The organism is Vreelandella sp. DA03-1M (genome assembly GCF_055725665.1).
In genome coordinates this window covers 3,976,144-3,998,601 of sequence record NZ_CM146798.1, presented here as the reverse complement: position 1 = coordinate 3,998,601, position 22,458 = coordinate 3,976,144, and the positions used below count along the sequence as shown (strand labels likewise).

Annotated in this window: 22 protein-coding genes and 1 riboswitch; of the genes, 8 read left to right on the top strand and 14 right to left on the bottom strand. The window is 56.1% G+C overall.

Going from position 1 to position 22,458, the window contains the following annotated elements:
- The first annotated feature begins 72 nt into the window (after nt 1-72).
- Nucleotides 73-1,035 carry a LysR family transcriptional regulator gene (locus ACXUPB_RS18670; protein WP_045812065.1) on the top strand — a complete coding sequence of 321 codons (963 nt, stop codon included), beginning with the start codon at nt 73-75 and terminating at the stop codon, nt 1,033-1,035.
- Here the strand turns inward: ACXUPB_RS18670 and ACXUPB_RS18665 are convergent.
- Genes ACXUPB_RS18665 through ACXUPB_RS18645 form a run of 5 tightly spaced genes read right to left on the bottom strand, consistent with a single transcriptional unit; the run spans nt 1,007 to nt 6,177 of the window.
- Complete coding sequence (locus ACXUPB_RS18665) at nt 1,007-2,560, bottom strand: TonB-dependent siderophore receptor (RefSeq protein WP_472953926.1); 1,554 nt, start codon at nt 2,558-2,560, stop codon at nt 1,007-1,009. The genes ACXUPB_RS18670 and ACXUPB_RS18665 overlap by 29 nt on opposite strands.
- A gap of 34 nt (nt 2,561-2,594) precedes the next feature.
- Nucleotides 2,595-3,125, bottom strand: coding sequence for a TonB-dependent receptor plug domain-containing protein (locus tag ACXUPB_RS18660; protein ID WP_472953924.1), 531 nt, complete (start codon nt 3,123-3,125; stop codon nt 2,595-2,597).
- A gap of 44 nt (nt 3,126-3,169) precedes the next feature.
- Nucleotides 3,170-4,315: an ABC transporter substrate-binding protein gene (locus ACXUPB_RS18655; protein ID WP_472953922.1), complete on the bottom strand. Its 1,146-nt coding sequence runs from the start codon at nt 4,313-4,315 to the stop codon at nt 3,170-3,172.
- A gap of 9 nt (nt 4,316-4,324) precedes the next feature.
- Nucleotides 4,325-5,122 (bottom strand): ABC transporter ATP-binding protein, encoded by a 798-nt coding sequence (locus ACXUPB_RS18650; RefSeq protein ID WP_472953921.1) that lies wholly within the window; start codon nt 5,120-5,122, stop codon nt 4,325-4,327.
- Nucleotides 5,119-6,177 carry a FecCD family ABC transporter permease gene (locus tag ACXUPB_RS18645; protein ID WP_472953920.1) on the bottom strand — a complete coding sequence of 353 codons (1,059 nt, stop codon included), beginning with the start codon at nt 6,175-6,177 and terminating at the stop codon, nt 5,119-5,121. Before ACXUPB_RS18645 ends, ACXUPB_RS18650 begins: the two co-directional genes overlap by 4 nt.
- Before the next feature lie 255 nt (nt 6,178-6,432).
- On the opposite strand from ACXUPB_RS18645, the gene ACXUPB_RS18640 reads away from it, so the two are divergent.
- The 3 genes from ACXUPB_RS18640 to ACXUPB_RS18630 all read left to right on the top strand — a co-directional run bounded on the left by ACXUPB_RS18640 (nt 6,433) and on the right by ACXUPB_RS18630 (nt 8,591).
- Entirely contained in the window at nt 6,433-7,485 is a 1,053-nt protein-coding gene (locus tag ACXUPB_RS18640; RefSeq protein WP_472953918.1) for a class I fructose-bisphosphate aldolase, read from the top strand.
- 208 nt (nt 7,486-7,693) lie between these two features.
- Complete coding sequence (locus ACXUPB_RS18635) at nt 7,694-8,155, top strand: Hsp20/alpha crystallin family protein (RefSeq protein WP_035561055.1); 462 nt, start codon at nt 7,694-7,696, stop codon at nt 8,153-8,155.
- 37 nt (nt 8,156-8,192) lie between these two features.
- Nucleotides 8,193-8,591, top strand: coding sequence for an Hsp20/alpha crystallin family protein (locus ACXUPB_RS18630; protein WP_035561059.1), 399 nt, complete (start codon nt 8,193-8,195; stop codon nt 8,589-8,591).
- A 71-nt stretch (nt 8,592-8,662) separates the two neighbouring features.
- On the opposite strand, the gene ACXUPB_RS18625 is transcribed toward ACXUPB_RS18630, so the two are convergent.
- Together ACXUPB_RS18625 and ACXUPB_RS18620 are read right to left on the bottom strand one after the other, a co-directional pair.
- Nucleotides 8,663-9,535 (bottom strand): PhzF family phenazine biosynthesis protein, encoded by an 873-nt coding sequence (locus tag ACXUPB_RS18625; protein ID WP_179916334.1) that lies wholly within the window; start codon nt 9,533-9,535, stop codon nt 8,663-8,665.
- Complete coding sequence (locus tag ACXUPB_RS18620; protein ID WP_472953915.1) at nt 9,522-9,734, bottom strand: YjiS-like domain-containing protein; 213 nt, start codon at nt 9,732-9,734, stop codon at nt 9,522-9,524. The genes ACXUPB_RS18625 and ACXUPB_RS18620 overlap by 14 nt, the downstream gene beginning before the upstream one ends.
- Before the next feature lie 164 nt (nt 9,735-9,898).
- Between ACXUPB_RS18620 and ACXUPB_RS18615 the strand changes: the two genes are divergently transcribed.
- Nucleotides 9,899-11,341: an aminotransferase-like domain-containing protein gene (locus ACXUPB_RS18615; protein WP_472953912.1), complete on the top strand. Its 1,443-nt coding sequence runs from the start codon at nt 9,899-9,901 to the stop codon at nt 11,339-11,341.
- 16 nt (nt 11,342-11,357) lie between these two features.
- Here the strand turns inward: ACXUPB_RS18615 and ACXUPB_RS18610 are convergent, their stop codons facing one another.
- The 3 genes from ACXUPB_RS18610 to ACXUPB_RS18600 form a co-directional block, all read right to left on the bottom strand.
- On the bottom strand, nt 11,358-12,050 hold the full coding sequence (locus ACXUPB_RS18610) for a uracil-DNA glycosylase family protein (RefSeq protein WP_472953911.1): 693 nt from the start codon (nt 12,048-12,050) through the stop codon (nt 11,358-11,360).
- Between the two features lie 34 nt (nt 12,051-12,084).
- The gene (gene pcsA / locus ACXUPB_RS18605; protein WP_472953909.1) at nt 12,085-12,810 is read right to left on the bottom strand and encodes a phosphatidylcholine synthase; all 726 of its coding nucleotides are present in this window, start codon (nt 12,808-12,810) and stop codon (nt 12,085-12,087) included.
- An 84-nt stretch (nt 12,811-12,894) separates the two neighbouring features.
- Nucleotides 12,895-13,500, bottom strand: coding sequence for a DNA-3-methyladenine glycosylase I (locus tag ACXUPB_RS18600; RefSeq protein ID WP_336269054.1), 606 nt, complete (start codon nt 13,498-13,500; stop codon nt 12,895-12,897).
- A gap of 104 nt (nt 13,501-13,604) precedes the next feature.
- On the opposite strand from ACXUPB_RS18600, the gene ACXUPB_RS18595 reads away from it, so the two are divergent.
- A complete protein-coding gene (locus ACXUPB_RS18595) occupies nt 13,605-14,054 on the top strand; it encodes a GNAT family N-acetyltransferase (RefSeq protein WP_035587284.1) in 450 nt (149 codons plus the stop codon).
- Nucleotides 14,055-14,102: 48 nt separating this feature from the next.
- On the opposite strand, the gene ACXUPB_RS18590 is transcribed toward ACXUPB_RS18595, so the two are convergent.
- The 4 genes from ACXUPB_RS18590 to ACXUPB_RS18575 all read right to left on the bottom strand — a co-directional run bounded on the left by ACXUPB_RS18590 (nt 14,103) and on the right by ACXUPB_RS18575 (nt 18,129).
- A complete protein-coding gene (locus ACXUPB_RS18590; protein ID WP_335597926.1) occupies nt 14,103-14,600 on the bottom strand; it encodes a 6,7-dimethyl-8-ribityllumazine synthase in 498 nt (165 codons plus the stop codon).
- 104 nt (nt 14,601-14,704) lie between these two features.
- A riboswitch (FMN riboswitch) is annotated at nt 14,705-14,864 on the bottom strand.
- A 32-nt stretch (nt 14,865-14,896) separates the two neighbouring features.
- Nucleotides 14,897-16,153, bottom strand: a complete 1,257-nt coding sequence (gene codA, locus ACXUPB_RS18585) for a cytosine deaminase (protein WP_472953907.1) — start codon at nt 16,151-16,153, stop codon at nt 14,897-14,899.
- Nucleotides 16,154-16,169: 16 nt separating this feature from the next.
- Nucleotides 16,170-17,435: a cytosine permease gene (gene codB / locus ACXUPB_RS18580; RefSeq protein WP_472953905.1), complete on the bottom strand. Its 1,266-nt coding sequence runs from the start codon at nt 17,433-17,435 to the stop codon at nt 16,170-16,172.
- A gap of 70 nt (nt 17,436-17,505) precedes the next feature.
- Nucleotides 17,506-18,129, bottom strand: coding sequence for a TetR family transcriptional regulator (locus tag ACXUPB_RS18575; protein ID WP_339934093.1), 624 nt, complete (start codon nt 18,127-18,129; stop codon nt 17,506-17,508).
- Between the two features lie 180 nt (nt 18,130-18,309).
- Between ACXUPB_RS18575 and ACXUPB_RS18570 the strand changes: the two genes are divergently transcribed.
- Together ACXUPB_RS18570 and ACXUPB_RS18565 are read left to right on the top strand one after the other, a co-directional pair.
- Nucleotides 18,310-19,404 carry an efflux RND transporter periplasmic adaptor subunit gene (locus ACXUPB_RS18570; protein ID WP_472953903.1) on the top strand — a complete coding sequence of 365 codons (1,095 nt, stop codon included), beginning with the start codon at nt 18,310-18,312 and terminating at the stop codon, nt 19,402-19,404.
- 1 nt (nt 19,405) lies between these two features.
- The gene (locus ACXUPB_RS18565) at nt 19,406-22,450 is read left to right on the top strand and encodes an efflux RND transporter permease subunit (RefSeq protein ID WP_472953902.1); all 3,045 of its coding nucleotides are present in this window, start codon (nt 19,406-19,408) and stop codon (nt 22,448-22,450) included.
- The last annotated feature ends 8 nt before the right edge of the window (nt 22,451-22,458 follow it).

The window sequence follows — 22,458 nt, the reverse complement described above, 5'->3', positions numbered from 1 at the left end:
CAATAAAACTGTTATCTTTCGATGTTCATACCCGTTTTATTGATGTGAATTGCACTAACGTAGAGCACGCTAATGAAACTCTCCGCTGCTGATCTGAAAAGCCTCTCTGTATTCCTTGCGGTAACCGAGCATCGTGGTTTTGCCGGTGCGCAAACGGCGCTGCATATGAGCCAGTCCGCCATCAGTTTTCATATTCGAGCCCTTGAGGAGCGGGTAGGGTTCACCGTTTGCCATCGGGGGCGGCAGGGGTTTGAGCTAACCGAGCGGGGCACCATTGTGTATGAACGCGCTAAACAGCTGCTCTCTTCGGTAGACGATTTCGACAGCGAGATGAGCGAGTTACGCAGCTCCGTTTACGGCACGCTGCGCTTGGGCGTAGTCGACAACACCATTATGGATGTCGATCTTGATCTGCAGAGCGTGATTGGTGAGTTCCTGCGAAAGAACCCCAAAGCGCGCCTCAATATTACTGTGGGCAGCCCTGATCGCTTGATCGGCGAGATCGCAAACGGCGCCGTACAGCTCGGTATACTGCCGGAAACGGCGCAAATGGAAGGCTTGCAGCACCGCCAGGTCTACACGGAGGTGCACGGCATTTATTGTGCAAAACGGCATCCACTGTTTGCCCGCGACAGTGCTCAATTAACGGTTGAGGAAGTCATCAAACACCCCTTTGTGGTACGCCCCTATGCCAACCTGCAAGAGCTTAAAAGCTTCCCCAATGCCCAGGTGGGGGCTCATGCCTCCAATATGGAAGCCCAGGCGCTACTGATTTTAAGCGGCCACTTTATTGGCAATTTGCCCCACTATTACGCCAGCCACTGGGTTGAGCGGGGCGAACTTAAAGCGTTGCTACCGGATCAGGTTGAGATCGCTTCGCCGTTTTGTGTCGTCACCCGGGCTGGTCGGCGGCCCTCGCTTATTGTGCGCAGCTTTATTCAAGAGTTGGTGGCCCGGCTATGGCAGCAGTCGCATCTGGTCGAGGCTTATAATGGGGATGAGCTGTTTAAAACCTCACCAACGCCTGAAGGCTAACTTCCAGAGGGTCGCCGACCACTACCCGCGTGCTGCCGCCGCTGGAGGGGTAGTAAGTGGTATCAAACAGGTTCTTGGCGTTGAGCTGCAGGTGCAGGTTGTCGCCCAGCCAAGGGGTATCCCAACCGACAAAGGCATCAGCGACAGTATAGGCATCCAGCTGGAAACTATTGTCCGCGTCGCCTTCGCGCTCGCCCACGTAGCGTACTCCACCGCCCAGGCGCCAGTTACCCAGTTCCGGGCCGGTATTTAGGTCATGAGCCAAGTAGAGACTGGCGGTATGCCGTGCGGCGTTGGTTAGCCGGTTGCCTTGGGTGCCTTCGGTATCCTTGAGCACTTCGGTGTCGGTGTAGGCGTAAGCACCTAGTAGCGAAAGCTGATCGGTCAACTGGCCGGAAACCGTTAGCTCCACACCTTGGGAGCCCGCTTCGCCTACCGTGCGGGTCACGCCGTTGTCGGAAACGGCGACATTCTCTTTGCGGATATCAAATAGCGCAGCGGCTAACGAAAACTGGTCATTCCACAGGTGCTTGACGCCAATTTCGCTACCCATACTGTGCTCGGGATCCAGCGTCTTGCCGGTATCGCTGTCGGCGCCATTGGGCACAAAAGCCTCGCTGTAGCTAGCATAAACCGACGTATCCGGCGTCAGGCGATGCAGCAGGCTGACCGACGGCAGGAAAATATCGTCGCTGATATCGGTGGCGGTCACGAAGGGTCGGCCACGGCCACCAAACTGCTCATAGTGGGTATAGCGCCCGCCTAGCCCCAGCGTCCAGCGGTCGTTGAAGTGCCAGCGGTCATTCAAGTAGACGCCGGTGGTATTGATTTCATCTAAGCGCTGGCTAAGCGAGTTGTTAAGGCTGTCGCTATTCAGATTCAGGCCACCGTAACTTATGTCATATATATTTTGGTCGGTCACCGCCGTGCCGCGATACACCTCGGCCAGATAGTCCCGGCGTCGTTCGTGATCAATTCCCACGGTGATGTCGTGACGCATGCTGGCCAGAGTGGCGGTGCCGGTGGTATCCCAGGCGGTGTACTGCACACGGCGGTCAAAACCGTAGTTGGCGTCGGCACGGCGGGTTAGCGCGCCGGTATCTTCATCCACACTCAGCACCCGCGGCTGGCCATCGCTGTACTGGCGGCGGTTCCAGCCGTAGGTCAATCTTGTTGACCAGTCGTTGTTGATATCCTGCTCCCACCAAGCGGTGACCGCTTCGTCGTGACCAAATACCCGCGACCAGGGTTCATCGAAGCGGCGCTCATCGGGCACCTTGGCGGGCTCACCGTCGACAATCACCGTGCCGCGATCCAGATCCAAGTCATAATCGCGATATTCATAGGAGATCTGCGCGCGACTGTCGCTGCCTTCCCAGCGTAGCGAGGGGGCAACGATAGTGCGTCGATTGTTACCGAAGGCTCGAAAGGAGTCTTCATCTTCATGGTGGACGATAAAGCGGAAGGCAAGCCCGGTATCGGCAAGCGGGCCTGTGACATCGACGCTGGCGTTGCCGCCACCCAAGGAGGTCGCTTCGGCGCTGATTTCGCGCTGCCACTCACTCAGGACGTTTGGTGACTAGGTTGATTACCCCACCAGGATCCTGCTGGCCTTGGAAGAGCGATGCCGGGCCCTTGAGTACTTCGACATGATCCACCGTCGCCATGGAGAAGGTGCCGCGTGGTTGGCGGATGCCATCGATCAGAATCGAGCCATCGCTGTTACTGCCGAAACCGCGTTTGATATAGCCGTCTTCGGTACCGCCCATATTGTTGCCTTCGGTGACCCCTGCGACCATCGCCATCGCCTCATCCAAACTGTCGATATTATGGTCGGCCATCACCTGGGCGGTGACGACTTCCACCGTACGGGCTTCTTCTAAAAACGACACCGGCTGTTTGCTGGCCAGGCTAGAGTGTTGGGCGCGATAGCTCTGCGGCGCCACGTCAGTGAGGCGATCCGAGGTGACGATTAATGTTTCTGAGACTGTTTCTGACGCGGTCTCATTGGTTTGTTGAGCATAGGCATAGGGCAGTGGATTCAGAAGCAGCAGCGGCGAAAACAGCGCAATGGTTCGAGAGCGGAACATGGGTGTTCGATCCTTTTGTTGTCAGTGGGTTGAGTGAGCAAGCGTTATTGAGCGTTGAGTGCGCCCCAGAAATGCCCCTCGCGGCTGAGCGCTGGCGCGGTGGGTAGCAGCGCGTCGAAAGTGGCGGTCGGGTCGAGATCGCTAAACAGCGCGGGGTGCAGCCACTGGGCAATACGCTCCAGTGCCACGATGGCGAAGGGGCCTTGGTGGAAACCGTGCCAAAGGGCATAAAACTGTTCATTCTGAACGGCATTAAGATGCGTCCAGCCGGGGAGTGTTTGGCTGAGGAGATGTAAATCCTGGTTAATGTCGTCGGCGCTAATACCCAGTCCGGCGCGTAAGCCATCACCGGCTCTCCATTGCCCCGCAGTATTGATAACGACCTCGGGCGGGTGGCTCAGTACCCATTCGTTGCTTAGCGTCGCCGAAGCGCCGGGCGTTAATGCATCGGCGACGTTATCGCCGCCTGCCCGTGCGACCAGGTCGGCCAGCCCATTGCTTAAATTGGTGCGGCAGCAGTCAACTTTCACCCCAGGGGCGATATTGATCAGTACCCTGGGCGGTTCAGTGGGATTCTCTGCCAGCTTCAGCGCTGCCAAACCCTGGTCGATACGCGCCAAACGCTGTTCAATCAGGGACGTCATACGGTTGGCCCGTGGCGTCGCGTTTAATGCCTCGCCTAAAAGAGTTAGGCTTTTGGGCGTGTTTTCCAACGGGTGACGGTTAAAGTCGATAAACAGGTAGGCAATGCCCAACTCGTCGAGTAGTTGCGCCAGCGGGGAGCCTTCAACACTGCTGGCACGTGAGAGATCAAACAGCACCAGATCCGGCGCCAGGGTCAGTAGCGCTTCGCTATCGAGCTGGGGGGTTGGCGCGTGTGAAAGCGTGGGCAGTTGGGCAAGCGCAGGCCACTGGCTAGCAAAGTGCTGGGCCATGGCGGGATCGAACATGGCCAATGGATAAGCCCAGCCCGCCAAGTGCTCTGTGGGGTTATCCAGCAGGCTGGCCAGTGCGTAGAACTGGCGCGGCTGGGTAAGGAACAGGCGTGATGGCGGCGCTGAAAGCGTCACCTGGCGCCCGGCGAGGTCGGTAAGTTGTTTGGGAAAGCCCGCCTGTGGATCGGTTGCCCAGCAAGCGGTAGCGCTTAACAGACTGATCCAGCACAGCAGGTTGATAGCCAGGCGGCGCATTGGGTTATCCTAGATAGAATTCGTAGAATGCTCACTGACGCGATCGCTAAGCACAATGGGCCGCCCCAGCGAGCATCGCTCGACCCGCGACTCGACCCCGTAGGCGGCGTGCAGTACGTCGGGGGTAATTACCGTGTGAGGGTCGCCGGCAGCTAGTAGGCCGCCGTTGCCAAACAGCAGCACCTGGTCGCAGAAGCGCAGGGCCAGATTGATATCGTGGATAGCCATCAGGCAGACCGCCTGACGTTGCGCAATCACTGTGCGCACGGTATCGATCAGTGCCAGCTGCCAACGCAAATCCAGCGCACTGGTGGGTTCATCCAGCAGTAGCAGCGCTGGCTGACGGGCAATCGCCTGGGCCAGGCCGACCATCTGGCGCTGACCACCGGAGAGTTCGCTTAGCGGGCGCAAGGCTAGCGGCCGAATGGCCAGCGCATCGAAAACACGTTCGATTAACGCTTCTATTTCTGTACGACTTAGGTCGGGGCGCACCGCACGGCAGGCGCTTAGTACCGCTTCATAAGCGACTAATGTGGTGGCCTGAGGGAGCGTTTGCGGTAAATAGCCCACATGGCGCATTCGCGCTGCGCCGCTGAGGCTGGCGAGGTCGATATTGTTGAGCTGCATTCGCCCGCTGGCCGGTTGTAAGCCCGCGATGGCCTTTAACAGGGTTGATTTACCTACCGCGTTGGGCCCCAGCACCGCGACCAGCGAACCGGGTGGCAGTGTGGGCAAGCTGAGCTGGTCGAATACGCGCCGTTTGCGATAGCCGGTCGTGAAGTTACTGAGTGTAAAACCTGACTTCATCGCGCACGCCCCTGCATCATAATCAACGCCATAAAGAAGGGGATTCCCACCAGCGAGGTCACCAAACCCACGGGCAGTACCAACCCATCGACCAGGGTTTTACTGGCGATAGAGGCAAGCGAAAGCACCAGCGCTCCCGCCAGCGCGCTGCCCGGTAGGTAGAAGCGATGATCTTCACCCAGCGCCAGCCGGGCCATATGCGGCCCCACCAACCCGATAAAGCCGATAGTGCCCACAAACGCGACCGCCGCAGCGGCAAGTAAACTCACCCGCAGTAGCGAGATAAGCCGCAGGCGTTCAACCGCAATGCCGAAGCTGCGCGCGTGTTCATCACCTGAGCGCAATGCTGTCATCGCCCAGGCGCTGCGCAGCGAGAAGGGCAGGCAAACAGCCAGCACGGCTGCCACGATGGTCACCGTCTCCCAAGAAGCACGGGATAGGCTGCCCATCATCCAGAAAACTAACTGCTGTAACGCATCGGGACTGGCGATGAGCTGCAAAAGCGCGACCAGTGCGTTCAGTACAAAGACCAGCGCAATACCAAACAGCACGATGATTTCACGGCTGGCACCGTAGAGGCGCGACAGCGCATTGATGGTCAAAATCGAAGCCGCCGCAAACACAAACGCCATCAGGGCGGTGGCGTAGTGGGCACTCAAGCCAAGCAGGGAAAAGTTGAAGACAATCACCAGCGATGCGCCGAGGGTGGCCGCTGCGCCAACGCCCAGGGTAAATGGGCTGGCCAGGGGGTTATTGAGTACCGTTTGCATTTCCGCACCGGCCAGGCCCAGGGTGGCGCCTACCAGTACCGCCATTAGCGCCGCAGGCATGCGGATCTCCCAGACAATGGCCTGCTGAATCGGGCCTTGGGCATGGGCATCAAACAGTAGCGCGATTAAATCAGCCACCGAGATGTGTGCGGGGCCACTGGCGATATCAGCCAGCAGGGAGATGACCAAAGCGATAGCTAACCCTGCGACAATCAGCAAACGAGTAACAATAAAGCGCCGATAGCTGGATGCCAGCGGCGCAATAAGCGGCGAAGAGGCGGGCATTATAAAGGTGATTCCAAGTGTGAAACGAAGTAAATAAGAGGAGTCTTATTTGCGATTAAAACTCATTCGTGATTGTATTTTCATCCTTTAGTCGTGGCCTTGTCAACTGTCAGGAAACCTAGCGCCACATGATTGCAGCGGTGCTTCCCCTATGCTCTATTGAAGCGCTAGGCTTTATTAAATCGATACACTTCATTTCAGCAGTTTTTGGCATACACTTACTTTTTGTTACATATGAACATAAAGGAGCTCATCATGACTGATATAGCCGCTTTGCTCGGCAGTGACGCCGATAGTTTGCTTAATCACACGTGCCAGGGCGTACCCCGGGATAGCTTGCACCTGCCGGGCCCAGACTTTATTGACCGTGTTATGGCGGATAGCGACCGCAGCCCAGCGGTGCTGCGCAGTATGCAGAGCTTTTTTAATCACGGCCGCTTGGCAGGTACCGGTTACCTTAGCTTGCTGCCGGTGGATCAGGGTATTGAGCACTCAGCGGGTGCTTCCTTCGCACCCAATCCGCGCTACTTTGACCCAGCCAACATCGTTGAGCTGGCACTTGAAGGGGGATGTAACGGCGTAGCATCGACGTTGGGTGTTTTGTCGTCGGTGGCGCGGCGTTATGCCCACAAAATCCCGATGATGCTCAAGCTGAACCATAACGAGACGTTGAGCCATCCGGCGATATACGACCAGACGCTATTTGCCGATGTAGACCAGGCCCACGACATGGGATGCGTGGCGGTGGGGGCGACGATTTACTTTGGCTCCCATGAGAGCCGTCGACAAATCATGGAGATTAGCGAGGCCTTTGAGCGCGCTCACCAATTGGGAATGGTAACGGTCTTGTGGGCTTATTTACGCAATCCAGCCTTCAAGCAGGACGGCACCGATTATCACGTCTCCGCCGACCTCACCAGCCAAGCTAACCACATGGCCGCAACCCTCAAGGCGGATATCGTCAAACAGAAACTGCCTGAGAACAACGGCGGTTACCGTGCAGTAGGCTTTGGCCATACCCACGATAATGTCTACAGCGAGCTAACCACTGACCACCCCATTGATTTGGCCCGCTACCAGGTTGCCAATTGCTTTATGGGTCGCGTGGGTTTGATTAATTCCGGCGGGGGCTCCAAGGGGCACTCTGATCTCGGCGAAGCAGTGCGCACGGCGGTGATCAACAAACGCGCCGGTGGTATGGGCTTGATCTCAGGGCGCAAGGCCTTCCAGAAACCCATGCAGGAAGGCGTTGAGTTGCTGCATGCTATTCAGGATGTCTATCTCTCTACCGATGTAACGGTCGCTTAACCGCTGTGAGCATCGGTTTTTAAAGCGGCCTTAATGTGCTGTCCTTGGCAGGTTTAAAAGTCCAAAAAAATTGCCATCCAGACCCTTGAAAATCGACTGACCGCTCCTATTTTTACAGCGTAGAGGCTGCTTCTTTAAGTTGTGTAAGAGTAAGAGGCTGCCTCTTATGACGATTTTCATAGTCTGCTTAACGTAGGAGGTGTTCGATATGTTCGATGATCTCAAGCGTTTTGAAACCGGCTTGCCTCGCCAGTTTGACTGGTTTAGCCAGTTGCTGGATGGCTTCTTGCCCGACAGCAATGCGATGGATATTCGCGCGGTGCCACGTGGTAGTTTTCCGATGATCAACGTGGCGCGTAGCGACGATGCCGTGAGGGTCTATGTGTTTGCGGCGGGTCTGGCACCCTCGGATTTGACCATCGATGTTCAGGACAATGTGCTGACACTGCGTGGCAAACGCGATGCTGTGACGGGTAGTAATGACGATGGCAGCTCGCGCCCGGTATTTCGTCGTGAGCGCGCCAGCGGTGAGTTTGTGAGAGCGGTTGCGCTTCCCGACGGTCTCGATGCCGAACGGGCAGAGGCACGCCATGCCCATGGGGTGTTTGAGATCGTGCTGCCTAAGCGCGAAGAGCTCAAGCCGCGGCGTATTGATGTTCAGGCGGCGTAAATCATGTTTGTTAACCTTGAATAAGGAGGGATAAATCATGAATAACGTTGTTCGTTCATCCAACCACTCCCCGCTGCAACAAGGTGGCGAAGAGCAACGCCGTGAAGAAACCCTGCTGCCAGCGGTGGATATCATTGAGGAGTCTAACGCGCTCAAACTGTTGGCAGATATGCCCGGCGTTACTAATGAGACGCTGAAAATAGAGCTCGACAACAACGTGCTGAGCTTGGAGGGTGAGATAGCGCTGAATATGCCCGAAGGGCTGAGCGCGCTGCACGCCGAAGTTCGCGGCCAGCGTTTTGCGCGGCGTTTCAACCTCAGTCACGAAGTGGACAGTGATGCCATTAGCGCCACTCTGGTCAACGGCGTACTGACGCTAACGCTGCCCAAGAAAGATAGCCACCGTACCCGTCGTATTGAGGTACAGGCAGCATAACGTTAGCCAACTGAGAACAGATGCTGAGTGTCCGCGATATCGTGGGCACTCTTTTTTGTTTCAGCTTTTGGTTACAGTTCTAGGTAAAACTCTCCCTTACCCACTATCACTGCGTTACCGCCCACCTGTACAAAACCGGGTTTGATACCGCCATTTGCTGCTGTGTAGATAACGCTGGGACGACCCATTTCAACACCCTGGTGAATCTTGCACTGCAAGGTATCGGGTTGAAGTGAGGCCAAATAGCCGGTTAAAGCGGCTGCGGCGCTGCCGGTAGCGGGGTCTTCGCAAATGCTGGCATGCATACAGAACATGCGGCTTTTGACCACTGTTTCTGCCCCACCTTGTTGTTCAATCACATACAGATAAACCTGGACGGCACTGCTGGCTGCAACAGCACTTGCCCAAGCCGTTGTAGAAATTCGCACGTTCTCTAACGCTGCCACGTCAGTGAGTTCGATCAAATGAAAGGGCAGCCCGAAGGAGGCAATCACCGGATCACCCATCACCTGATGGATGTCCAATCCCAGCAGCTCAACGGCCGTGGTGCGATCAATAGTGCTGTCTGTGATCATGGCGGGTTGGGCGGTCTTAAACGTTGCCCTATCTTGTTCATAATTAACCACGAGCTCGCCGATGGGAGGCTGGAGCACAACGCCTTGCCCGCGGTTCACTAAATCCAGTCCCCTTAGCAGATGCGCGGTGCCAACCGTGGGGTGACCGGCAAAAGGCAGCTCTCGCGTTGGTGTAAAAATACGCATCGGGTAGTGATTCGGCCCAGTAGCGGCACTTAAAAACACCGTTTCGGCCAGGTTAAGCTCATTAGCCAGCGCCTGCATGGTACTGGCTGCCAACCCATCAGCCTCTAGAAAAACGGCCAATGGGTTGCCGGTAAACGGCTGGTCGGTAAAGACGTCGAGTAGGTAATACTCAGCGGTTTTCATCAGGCCCCTCATCGAGTGGTGTATGCTTCCAAAACGCTTTATGTCCCTCTTTGAGCGCCTGTGTGCGGTCAATGCCAATATCGTCAAGTAGCCTGTCATCAAGGGATAGCAGTTGGCGGCGGCTACGGCGGTAGTGACGGTACTGGCGCAGTTGATAACGCAACTGATAGCGAAGCTGGGTAAGGCTGAAGCGCGGCATGGCTAATCCTCCTTATTATCTGCTCAACCAGCTTACTTAGTGCTACTATATCAATACAGATATAGTATTTAATATTTTTAGAATACAGAAGGGTGTTCTGGCGCTCTGTATGGCCACAGAATAGGGCATCTGTATTGATAATCGAGTGTGGGCGGGAGAGTGTCATGACACGTTATGAAGAAGTCGCCACGGTTTTGCGGGAGCGTATTGAGCACGGCATTTACCGGGTAGGTGATCGCCTACCCTCTATTCGTGCGGTCTGTCAGGAGTTGGGCGTTAGCATTTCGACGGCCCAGGAGGCCTACCGTCAGCTGATGGACTTGCGGTTGATCGAGTCTCGACCAAAATCGGGCTACTTCGTGCTGCCTAGCCGCGTGCCATCGGTGCTACCGTCGGTCTCACGACCCGCACAGCGCCCGCTGGATATTTCCCAATGGGATCAAGTGCTGGAGCTCGTCGCTACCCAACGTGATGACGTGCGGCTGCTGCTGGGGCGTGGCATACCGAATTTTGAGTATGAGACGCTGCGGCCACTGTCGAAGATTCTCGCCGGGCTGCATCGCAGCAGTGACCTGCACGGGTTCAACTACGACAAACTAAGCGGTAGCCCCGAGCTGCGTCAGCAGGTGGCACGATTAGCTATTGCCTCGGGCTGCTTGCTACACCCAGACGACATTATGGTGACCACTGGCTGTCAGGAGGCGCTGTCGATTGCGCTGCGCACCCTTACCCAATCTGGCGATGTGGTAGCTGTGGACTCACCGAGCTTTTACGGCACCATGCAGATCCTCAAGGCCAACGGTTTAAAAGCACTGGAAATCCCCACCGACCCGCAAACGGGTATTAGTCTGGAAGCCCTGGAGCTGGCCCTGGAACAGTGGCCAATCCGCGCCATACAGGTCACGCCCACCTACAATAACCCGCTGGGTTATACCATGCCCGAGGCGCGCAAGCGGGCGCTATTTCAGCTGGCGCAACGTTTTGACGTGGCGATCATCGAAGACGATATCTACGGCGACCTGTCATTTACCCTGCCCCGGCCGCGTACCGTTAAATCCTTCGATGACGATGGTCGGGTGATGCTGTGCAGCGGCTTTTCCAAAACGGTGGGGCCGGGGTTAAGAGTGGGTTGGCTGGCGCCAGGGCGCTATCGTGACCAAGCGTTGCATATGAAGTATGTCTCCACCGGCGCTTCGGCGACGTTACCGCAGCTGGCAGTGGCGGAGTTCGTCGCCAAAGGGCACTACGAGCGCCACGTGCGTTACGCCACCCGCCAATATCAGCGCCAGCGCGATATCATGATCAGTTGGGTTCAGCGCTACTTCCCCAAGGGCGCGGGTATCAGTTACCCCCAAGGCAGTTTTTTACTCTGGGTAGAGCTACCCGCCGCCGTGGACTGTGTGAAGCTCAATCAGCGCTTAGCGCAGCATGCTATCCATGTAGCGCCGGGGTCACTGTTTTCAGCTTCGGGCAAGTTTCGCCAATGTTTGCGCCTGAACTACGCGTTTACGCTAACGCCCGCGATTGAAGCGGCCGTACGTACGGTGGGTGAGCTGGCTACTGAGATGGTGGAGGACGCGCAGGCGCATGCAGCCGTGCTGGGATGAGGGCGCGATCACAGCCTCATAAGGTGAGGTTACCCTGGCGCACATCCAATTGCTCTAAGCGCTGTTTCAGGAGACCCGGAAAGCGTGCATACCAGGTCTGATTGAGCGGAGAAGGGTGAGGCAGCGGATAGAGGGTAAAGGTCTGTGCCTCGCCGTGGTCATCTTCAAGCGTCACCTCGATACTACTTTCAAAGCGATCCTCGTGCTTCCAGAATGCCTCCAGGCGTGCACGCTCCTCTTTTGAGCGGCCGATGCCGAACCATAGAAAAGCCTCGCGACCCAGCGTGATCAGGGTTCGCCCTTTCCAGCGGGAGATCAGGATTTCGTTCATCAAGCCGTGAAAGTGGCGCTTGACCTTCATGGACCACGCCTTGTTACCTATGGGTTTGTAGGGCACGGTGTTGATCCAGAAAAAGTGCTCGCCCACGGCGCGCGAGGCCTCGAAGTCAGACATTTTTTCATCATAAAGGTGCTCATGCAGCGCCTTTCTGACCAACTGCCCGCCAGCGCCGATAAAGGGTTCGCCATGGCGAACCTCATCGCGCCCTGGGTCGCGTCCGAAAAAGCCAATGCGTAGGTTCGGCTTGCCAAGGCCGATGATGGGCTCCAGAGGGTCGCGCTCAAAACGCTGGTAGACTTCGACATCGATTCCTTCGATTTCTGCCGCCAACGCTCTGAATTTCTTCTGTTGCCGCGGGGTCAGTGACATCTTCCATGCTCCTTGCTACAGCCAGTCGGCTGGTTCAATCAAACCACTCTTGCGCCGTGCGCCATAGGCACATCCCGGCGAAGTAAACAGAGGCAATGCCCCACCCCCATACTGCCCAAGCGGCGTGCTCAGGGCTGGAAAGTATCAGTGACGTCGCACACACGCACCATAGCAAGGTGACGGCGATATTGAGTGGCATGAACAAACGCACGCGAAAGGGATGAAGAAACTTCATTTTAGTCACGGTGAGAATGGCGAGAACAACGATAGTGGCAAAGGTAATAAAAGGAGGTAAATCAATAATGTAAAAATAGGCGGCGGTGATGTTCCAGGCGGCTGGAAAACCAACGAAGTAGTTGTCTTGGCTTTTCATATCGACATTGCAGAAACAGAACATCGACGACAGCAGAATAATGAACACTGAGAGCAGTGCAAAATAGGGCGGCAGTTCAATAAAGTAGTAGATAAAGAGGGCAGGAATAAAGGCCCAGGTCAGGTAATCAATGACCATATCGAGCGTTGAGCCATCGAAGTGGGGCAGTATCGTCTTCACTTCATACTTGCGCGCCAGAGTGCCATCGATACCATCAATCATCATCGCAGCACCCAGCCAGAGGAGGCAGGCGACGGGATTATTGTCGACCAGTGCAAGCAGCGCCATGGTGCCGAGTAGTACACCGCTGGCGGTGAATATATGCACACTCCAAGCTTTATATCGTGAGGTGCGGGATTCTGTATGCGAAGAGAATGATTGAACCACGTTGACCCCATTGGGAACGTGTTGTCCCCTTGCTGTTCGGTTTATTGATAAGCGTGTCAAAAACCATACCCTATCACTGTTTTTTTATATCGGCCGCTTAAATTGCTGCCGCGCCTGTGCAACCTGCACGCGGGTGATGCAGTTTAGCGAGTGGTCATTGATCAGCCCCATCGCCTGCATAAAGGCAAAAGCGGTTGTTGGGCCAACGAATTTCCAACCGCGCTTTTTTAACGCTTTGGATAGAGCGATGGATTCAGGCGAGGTGACCTGGGTTTGCGGCGGGGGGAGGGAGTCGGCGTCTGGCTCGAAACGCCAGAAGAACGCGGCTAACGAGCCTTCATGTTCGACCATTTCTTGCGCTCTTAAAGCATTATTAATGACCGCTTCGATTTTTCCGCGATGGCGAATAATGCCTGCGTTCTGCAGCAATTGCTGCACATCGTCTTCGCCAAACCGGGCAACCTGATGAAAATCGAAATGGTGAAAAGCGGCGCGGAAGTTCTCGCGTTTATTGAGAATGGTGCGCCAACTCAACCCCGACTGAAAACTCTCCAGGCACAGCTTCTCGAACAGCCGCTGGTCGTTAGCCACTGGAAAGCCCCACTCGTTGTCATGGTAAGGCAAAAACTCCGCCGCGCCCCCACACCATAGGCAGCGGGGATGACCATCAGGGGCGATAAAGTCGGACATAGAGCAATTCCTTAGCAGGTGATAAAAGCTGTTTTCAGTTAGCAATTAGGTGTTAACTCACTATAACGTTATTGGCGTGATAGCAAACGAGCCTGGAGATGAGTATGACATTTGTTCGCCCTGCCACGATTAATGATCTTGATACGCTAACGGAGCTGCTAGATGGTTATCGGCAGTTCTACGCTCAGCCTAGTAATGCGGAGGCCGCTCGTGCCTTTTTGCGCCAACGATTTGGGCAGGCGGATTCACGCATTCTCGTTAGTGAGAGTGAGAATGGTCGGCTTACTGGCTTTGTTCAGCTTTACCCTGGGGTTTCCACGGTAGGCTTAAACGCGCGCTGGACGCTAAATGATCTTTTTGTGCTTCCAGAGTCTCGCGATAAGGGCACGGGAAGAGCGCTAATGGAAGCCGCTACAAAACTCGCCAAAGAGCATGGCGTAGCACGCTTGATATTAATGACGCAGGTAGAGAACGAGCGTGCCCAGCACCTTTATGAGTCATTGGGCTGGCAGCGCAATACGGCGTTTTATGGTTACTTGCTTGATGTGAAGTGAGTTAAGCAGTTCAGGCTCGGCACCTAGCCGAGCCTGAACTACAGTGCATCAAGCCTCGCTTAGCTTGCGCGCTCTATGCAGGTTTTCCATTGTGTTCAGGCACGCCTGGGCGGCTTCTTTCCCTTTGGTAACAAAGTGTTGGGTGTAGAAGTCGTGATGCGTGGCGTGCTCATGGAAGTGGTGCGGTGTTAATACTGCCGAGATCACCGGCACTTGCGTGTCTAACTGCACACGCATCAAGCCATCAATCACCGCATGAGCCACAAAGTCGTGGCGATAAATACCGCCATCGACCACAAAGCCAGCCCCGACAATGGCGCCATAGCGGCCACTTTGGGCGAGTACTTTTGCTTGCAAGGGAATTTCGTAAGCACCGGAAACGGTGAAGGGGTCTACTTGTTCGGTGTTAAGACCACAGCGTTCTACTTCAGCAATAAAGGCTTCATAGGCCTTCTCGACGATATCCTGATGCCAGTGGCCTTGAATAAACGCGATGCGTTGAGACGTGGTGTGGGTAGAAAGTGTCAGCGGAAATGTCTGATTCATGGTCATTCTCTTGGATAAGTTGTACCAGAATCAGGGCACGCGGAACCGGTCGTCAGGCAGCCGTAACAGATGGCATAGCCACTGTTAACGTTGCGTGTCTAAGGTGCCGTTCTCTTTCATCCGGACTATCACCGTCGGCTTCGGTTTCTCACCGAATCTGCTGACCTCAAGCAATTGCTTGCTTGAGCGCTCGCGGGCTTAGCGGCCTGGTTCAAAGGCCGTATCACCGCCGGTGGGGACTTTCACCCCGCCCTGAGAACTTTGCTGAATATCAGCCCAGCCATTTTACGCTTATTCTAAAAGCCGAGCCAAGGCGGCGTGGTGATTTTGGCGGGGTCGCGCTGCATGATGATCTCGCCGTGGCGCACCGAAAGCAGTACCTCGCCTTGATTGCGCAGCACGCTGTAATCATCCTCGCCTTCCAGCAGGATGAAGCTGGCCGGTTTGCCCACTTCAATGCCGTAGCGTTCTTCGATGTTCAGCGTGCGAGCGCTATTGTCAGTAATCAGCGAAAGCGCCTGACTAAAGTCTTGATAACCCATCATTTGGCAGATATGCAGGCCGAAATCCAGTGTTCGCAAAAGCTTGCCGTTACCCAACGAATACCACGGATCAAAAATGGAGTCTTCGGCAAAGCAGACGTTGATGCCCGCCTCGTTGAGTTCCTTTACCCGTGTGACGCCGCGCCGTTTGGGGTAGGTGTCGAAGCGCCCCTGCAAATGAATACTTTCGGTGGGACAAGAGACGAAATTAATGCCCGAGCGCTTGAGTAGCAGAAACAGCTTGGAACAGTAGGCGTTATCGTAAGAGTGCATCGCGGTGGTGTGGCTTGCGGTCACGCGGCTGCCCAAATCATTAAAGAGCGCTTCGCAGGCCAGCACTTCAAGAAAGCGCGAATTGGGGTCATCGATCTCGTCGCAGTGCACATCCACCAAGCGATCGTACTTGATCGCAAGTTCGATTACCCGCTTCATGGACGCCACGCCCAGTTCGCGGGTGTATTCGAAATGGGGGATGCCACCCACTACGTCGGCACCGAATTCCAGCGCCTCCTCCATTAGCTTTTCTCCGCCGGGGTAGGAGAGCAGGCCGTCTTGGGGAAAGGCGACTACTTGAATATCGATTTTATCCTTCAGTTCATCCCGCAAGGTACACAGCGTTTTAAGGCCAATCAGGCTTGGGTCGCTGGTGTCAGCGTGGGTGCGCACGAACTGAACGCCATTGCCGATTAATAAATTAAGCGTTTTCAGAGCGCGCTCGCGAATATCGGCTTCGGTGAGCATGGGTTTGCGCTCACCCCAGCGCTCAATGCCTTCAAACAGCGTGCCGCTTTGGTTCCAGCTGGGCTCGCCCGCGGTAAGAGCTGCGTCTAAATGAATATGGGGCTCGATAAACGGCGCGCAGACGAGCTTGGCGCCTGCATCAACCTGCCCCGCGCTCGCTGTTTGTGGTGCATCTTGTGCGGTGATGGCGGTGAACGTGCCGTTCTCAATTTCCAGCCGATAAAGTTCTGGGCGCTGGCGTAGGCGGGCGTTAATGATCTGCATGGGCATAAGAAAAAGGGCTCACTTATTGTTTAGCGGGTGAAGGAAGCGTATCGCTCAGCGTAGCGTGGTTTAAACGCAGCAGCACGGCGTAGCTGCCCGCTGCCACCGCGACCCCTACCAATGGCGGTAGTAACGGAGAAAAGTAGGCAGCCCCGGCACCCAGCGCATAGGCAGCCAGCCCTCTGCGGTTGAAGTCGGGCAGTTGAGCGGCATCCAAAGCGGGGTAACGGCCTTTATGCTTGAGCCAGAAGTCCGCCATGATGACCCCGCCCATGGGCGGAATAAACGTGCCGAGCAGTACCAGGAACGGAATAAGCAAGTTGTACATCCCGCCCACTGCCAGCATGGTGCCAATCGCCGCGCCGCCTACCGTGACCAGCCGGCGCTTTTCGGTGCGTAGTAAATTGCAGCCCGCTACAGCGAAGTTGTAAATGGTGTTGTCCTGTGTCGTCCAGATATTCAGAAACAGCATCAGCACGGCGATGGTGACAAAGCCCTGGGCGATCAATACATCCACGATATCTGCCTGCTGGTAAATCATGGTGCCGAGTGCCCCCGTCAGCACCATTAAGCCGTTACCTACAAAAAAAGCCGCCATGGTGGAGATGACGGCAATTTTCGGCGTCTTGGCGAAGCGGCTCCAGTTAGTCGCTTGAGTGCCGCCGCTAATAAAGGTACCAATAATGACCGTGATGGCCGCCGCCACGCTCATGCTTTCCGTGGGCGTTTGCTGGCTAAGGCCCGCAAAGCCACGCACATCCACCAGGCCGGTAAACAGGCTGATCAATATAAACAGCATCATGGCGGGGACGGCAAAGCGAGACAGCAAATCCATCCCCTTGTAGCCGATCATGGCCGTCACGCAGAAACCAAACCCAAATAGCACCATTAAGGGGATTTCCAGCCATTCAGGCATCCCGGTGGTGCGTACTAACACTAAGGCAATCGTCGCGGTGCCCCACGCGTACCAGCCAATCTGGGTAAAACCGAGAATAAAGTCGGAAAGTTTGCTGCCTTTCTCGCCAAAGCAGAAGCGTCCCATCAGCACCGAATTGAGCCCGCTTTTGCACGCAATATAGGCGAGGGCTGCCGCGTAACCCCCCAGCAACAGGTTGCCAATCAGTATGATCCATAGCAGCTGGCCAATCGGAAAGGCCTGGCCTAAAGTGCCTCCCGCCCACATGGTGGCGGTGAAAAAGGTAAAGCCGAGCAGTACTGCCGAGGTGGATAGCAAACCCTTGCGGGCGCTGGTAGGAACTTCGCTAAGGGGGTAGTCAGAGTGGTGCATGGCACGCTCCAGGTCAGTTAGGTTCTCCTGGTGATACAAGCAACCCGCGTGCCAAGTCATACTCATTGTTTCACGGCGTATTTTCTACCAATAAACCGCGCATTAATGTCTCTACGATGCCGTCGTACTCATCTGCCAGAGAGTACTGTTGCGGGTCTTGCAGCCAATCAAAGCAAACGCCAATCAAAAAGCCATGAAACTGGCGGCGGGCGCTGGCTGGGGTTAGGTCAGCGCGTAAGTTGCCGTCTGCTAGTGCTTGCTCAAATAGTGCTTCCACGTGTGCTTCAGCATGTTTGGGGAGCTGGGTGATCATGCAAATTCGAGGGTGTTTATCTTCCAGTTTTTCGCAGCGGTGCAGCACAATAGTGGCTGCCCGCTGCAGCGGAAGGTCGTGACAAATCCCCGCCAGTGAGCGTTGAGCGATATCGCGCAGGCATTCGACCGGCGTGGTGCCGAGGCGCTGCACTGCATCATCGACAATACCGTCCAATGGGAGTCTTACACGCTCCAGCAGCGCATCGAATACCGCTGCTTTATCTTCAAAGTGCCAATAAATGGCCCCCCTTGTTACTCCCGCCTCCTGAGCAATATGCGCCAGAGTGGTGCGCGAAACGCCTTGAACAAGAAAGGTAGTTTCCGCAGCGTCGAGAATCGCTTCTCGGGTACGTTCAGCGTCAGCCTTACGACGGGACATGGCGGCTCCTGTTAATAGAATTAGCGGCATTTTGGCACTGATAAATAGCAAAGTCGCCGCATGGTGATTATTATACACTTCACTGACATTCATGAATGTCAGTGAAGTGTCCATGTTACTCACTTCATGTTTTGAATTCAGGTTTGAAAATCCGCGCTGTCCGCTATCAAGGAGCCTCTCGTGGCCGTTACTCTTCTTCGTTCACTGCCCATCCTACTGGCCCTGCTTGTGTTAACAGGCTGTGAGCAACCCCAAGCGCAGTCACCTGATGCCACACGGCCGGTGAAATTGATGACTTTGGAGTCGGCAAGTACTGCGGCCTTACGGCAGTTTCCGGCCCGGGTGGAAGCCTCTACGCGCAGCAATTTGTCATTTCGTATGGCCGGGGAATTATTGGAGCTTAATGTCAGCCCCGGCCAGCAGGTAAGCGAAGGCGAGGTGATCGCGCGCATTGATGATCGCAATGTGCAAAGCGAGCTGGACAGCGCCCGCTCGCGCTTGGAGCTAGCCGAGGCAACGCTAGAACGCATGCGCTATACCCTGCAGCGTGGGGCGGTCAGCCAATCCCAATTTGATGAGTCGCAAAGCGAGTGGCGGGCCGCCCGGGCCACCTTCGAGCAGGCCCAAGAGCAGGTCGAGCATACCAAGCTCCGCGCCCCTTACGATGGGGTGATTGCCCAAGTGCCGGTGGATAACCGCCAGATTGTTCAGGTGCAGGAAACGGTTGCGGTGATTCAGCAACCCGGGCAGTTAGACGTGGTGTTTCATCTGCCCGAACAGATCGTGCAGCGCATACCGCGAAGCAATGGAACGCCCTTCGGAGACGCCTTGGCGTTTGAAGTGCGTTTTGGCAATAGCGATAAACCTTACCTCGCCCAGCTGGCCTCTTATACCACCCAGGCCAGCGCGCAGAGTTTGGCGTATGAAGTCACGCTAACGTTGCCCCAGCCGGACGATATCACTCTTCTAGACGGCATGAGTGCCAACGTGCGGCTCGATTTGAGCTCGCTGCAAACCGAGAATAGCGCTCCGCTGTGGTTACTGCCCGCTGACGCGGTGAGCTATGCCGGTGATGACCCCGACCAGGCCCTGGTATGGCGATTCGTTGAGCCAGAAAACGTTGAAGCGGTACCGGTCGAGGTCGGTCGGCTAACCTCAAGCGGCCTGGAAGTCAGCGGAGAGCTGGCGGCGGGTGACCGCATCGTGGCTGCCGGAGCCCACCGCTTAACCGAGGACACCAAGGTGACCCCGTGGGAAAAAGAGCAGGGGCTTTAAAATGGTCGACTACTTTCTACGCCACCGAGCGGCCAGCTATTTAATGACCGTGGTGCTGCTGGCGGGCGGCGCGTTGTCCTTTTTGGGCATGGGGCAACTGGAGTTCCCCGAATTTACCATCCGCAATGCGCTGATCACCACGCAGTACCCCGGTGCGACGCCTGAAGAGGTCGAGCAGGAAGTCACTTCGACCCTGGAAGAGTCAATCCAGTCGATGCCATCGATCAAGCGGGTAAGCTCGGTGAGTTCTGATGGCCTGTCGCAGATCACCGTTGAACTCGAAAGTACGGTGCAGAACGAGGAGTTGGAGCAATTATGGGATTCGCTGCGGCGTAAAGTGCAGGATGCCCAGGCCGCGCTTCCGCCAGGGGCGAGTCAATCCCGCGTTAATGACGACTTTGGCGATGTATTTGGTTTTATGGTCAACCTGACGGGCGATGGCTATAGCATGCCAGACCTGGCTGACCACGCTGATTTTCTCAAGCGCGAGCTCGCCTTGGTGAAGGGCGTCGCGAAGGTATCGTTAAGCGGTGAGCACGAAGAGCGCATCTATATCGAAGTTGATCGCGAACGCCTGCGCGCACTCAATATTCCGCTAACCCGGCTACAGCAGCTGCTGGATACCCAAAATGCGGTGGCGGATTCTGGGCATCTTAAACAGGATGGCCGCCGTTTCCGCATCACGCCGACGGGCAGTGCGGCAGATATTGACGATCTGCGCGCGCTGATTGTCAGCGAGGGCGACGGCGAGCTGGTGCGGCTGAGCGATATTGCCGATGTGAGCCGAGAGCTGGCGGAGCAGCCCCAGCAGCTTTACCGCGATATGGGGAGGCCAGCCATCTCGCTGGGCGTCTCCTTTGAAAGCGGTGTGAATGTGGTCGAAGTGGGCGAACGGCTACAGCAGCGTCTGGATGAACTGCAAACCCGCACGCCACTGGGTATGGAGTTGAACGTCGTTTACAACCAGCCCCAGGTGGTCGATGACGCGGTATCCGGTTTCCTGGTCAGCTTGATCCAGGCGGTAGCCATCGTGATTGTGGTGCTGATGCTGTTTATGGGTTGGCGCAGCGGTCTGTTAATGGGCTTTATCCTGCTGATCACCATTATCGGCACCTTTATGCTGATGCGCTTTCACGGTTTGCAGCTGGAGAAAATCTCGCTGGGAGCGCTGATTATTGCTCTGGGCATGCTGGTGGACAACGCCATTGTGGTCACCGAAGGCATGCTGGTGGGGTTAAAGCGCGGCGGCACTATTCGTGATTCTGCGCACCAAGTGATTCGCCAAAACGCCTGGCCGTTGCTGGCGGCCACGCTGATTGCGATTGCCGCCTTTGCGCCTATCGGTTTATCGCCAGACACCACCGGTGAGTTTATCGGCTCGCTATTTTTCGTGCTGCTCTACTCGCTGCTGCTGAGCTGGATCACGGCGCTGACGTTAACGCCGTTCTACTTCAAACTGTTTTTCCGCAACGTGGCTCCCGGCGATGGCCAGGAAGACCCCTACAAAGGCGTGATTTATCGTTTTGTAGGCCGCGTCATTATCACCGGTATTCGTTGGCGCTGGGTAACCTTAGCGGTGATGGTGGCAATCCTGGCCAGCGCGGTAGTCGGCTTTGGTTCGGTCAAAAATGCCTTCTTCCCGGCCTCTAATACGCCGATCTTTTTTGTCGACTACCGCACGCCAGAAGGCACCGATATTCTCGAAACCCAACGCCGCGTCAGCGAATTGGAAGAGAGCGTGATGGCGATGGAGGGCGTTCGTCACCTGACCACCACCGTGGGCGGTGGGGCGCAGCGCTTTACCCTCACCTACTCGCCGGAAGACCGCTATGCAAGCTATGCGCAGTTGATTATCGAAACCGACGATAAAGCAACCCAGCAAGCGCGTATGGCCGACGTTGAGCAAGTGCTTGAGCGTGACCACAGCGATATCGACTTTAAAATCGCCCCTTTGGAAGTCGGCCCCGCGCCGAAAGCCAAGCTAGAGGCGCGTTTCTACGGCAGCGACCCAGCGGTACTGCGCCAGTTGGGCGATCAGGTTGAGGCCATGTTCCGCGATACGCCTCATATGACCAGCGTGCGCACCAGTTGGCGTAACCGCGTGCAAACCATTGAGCCGGTCTTCATGGAAGATGCTGCACGTAGGTTGGGCGTGACCCGCGAAGACCTGGCCAGCACCCTTGCGCTGAGTACCAGTGGCAGCCAGGTGGGCGTTTACCGTGACGGCAGCGACCTGATTCCAATAGTGGCGAGGGCGATTGCTGAGCAGCGCCACGATGCGGACAACCTTGGCTCGCTTAACGTATGGAGTGCAGAGCAGAGCCGCTACATTACCGCCGATCAAGTCATCAGCGATATCACCACACAGGTGGCAGATCCGCTGATTATGCGTCGCAATCGCGAACGTATGCTGGCGGTGTACGGGGAGCCCGACCCGCTAAGCGGCGTGACCGCGGCCAGCGTCTTGACCGACATTCGCCCAAGGGTGGAAGCCTTGGATCTACCTTCAGGCTATCGGTTGGAGTGGGGCGGTGAGTTTGAGACCGCTGGCGAAGCGCAGAGTGGGCTATTTTCCTCATTGCCGCTGGGCATAGTGATGATGTTTATTCTCACCGTGGTGCTATTCAATAACTTCCGCCAGCCGCTGGCCATTTGGTCGCTGGTACCGCTAACGATTATTGGTGTAGTGGGCGCGTTGCTGGTTACCGGCATGCCCTTCTCATTTATGGCGCTGCTGGGCACGCTTAGCTTGATCGGCATGGTGATCAAAAATGCCATCGTGCTGGTGGAGGAGATCAATGTGCAGTTGCCGCTGCACCAAGACCGCTACCATGCGGTAGTGCGAGCGGCGGTCAGCCGTGTGCGTCCGGTAGCCATGGCCGCACTCACGACCATGCTGGGGATGATTCCGCTGATCAGTGATGCCTTCTTCGCCAGCATGGCGGTGGCGCTGATTGGCGGCCTCGGTGTCGCCACGCTGCTAACTCTGGTCGTTCTGCCGGTGGTTTACTGCGTGCTTTACCGTATTAAGATACATGCCGATTAGCCGAGAGA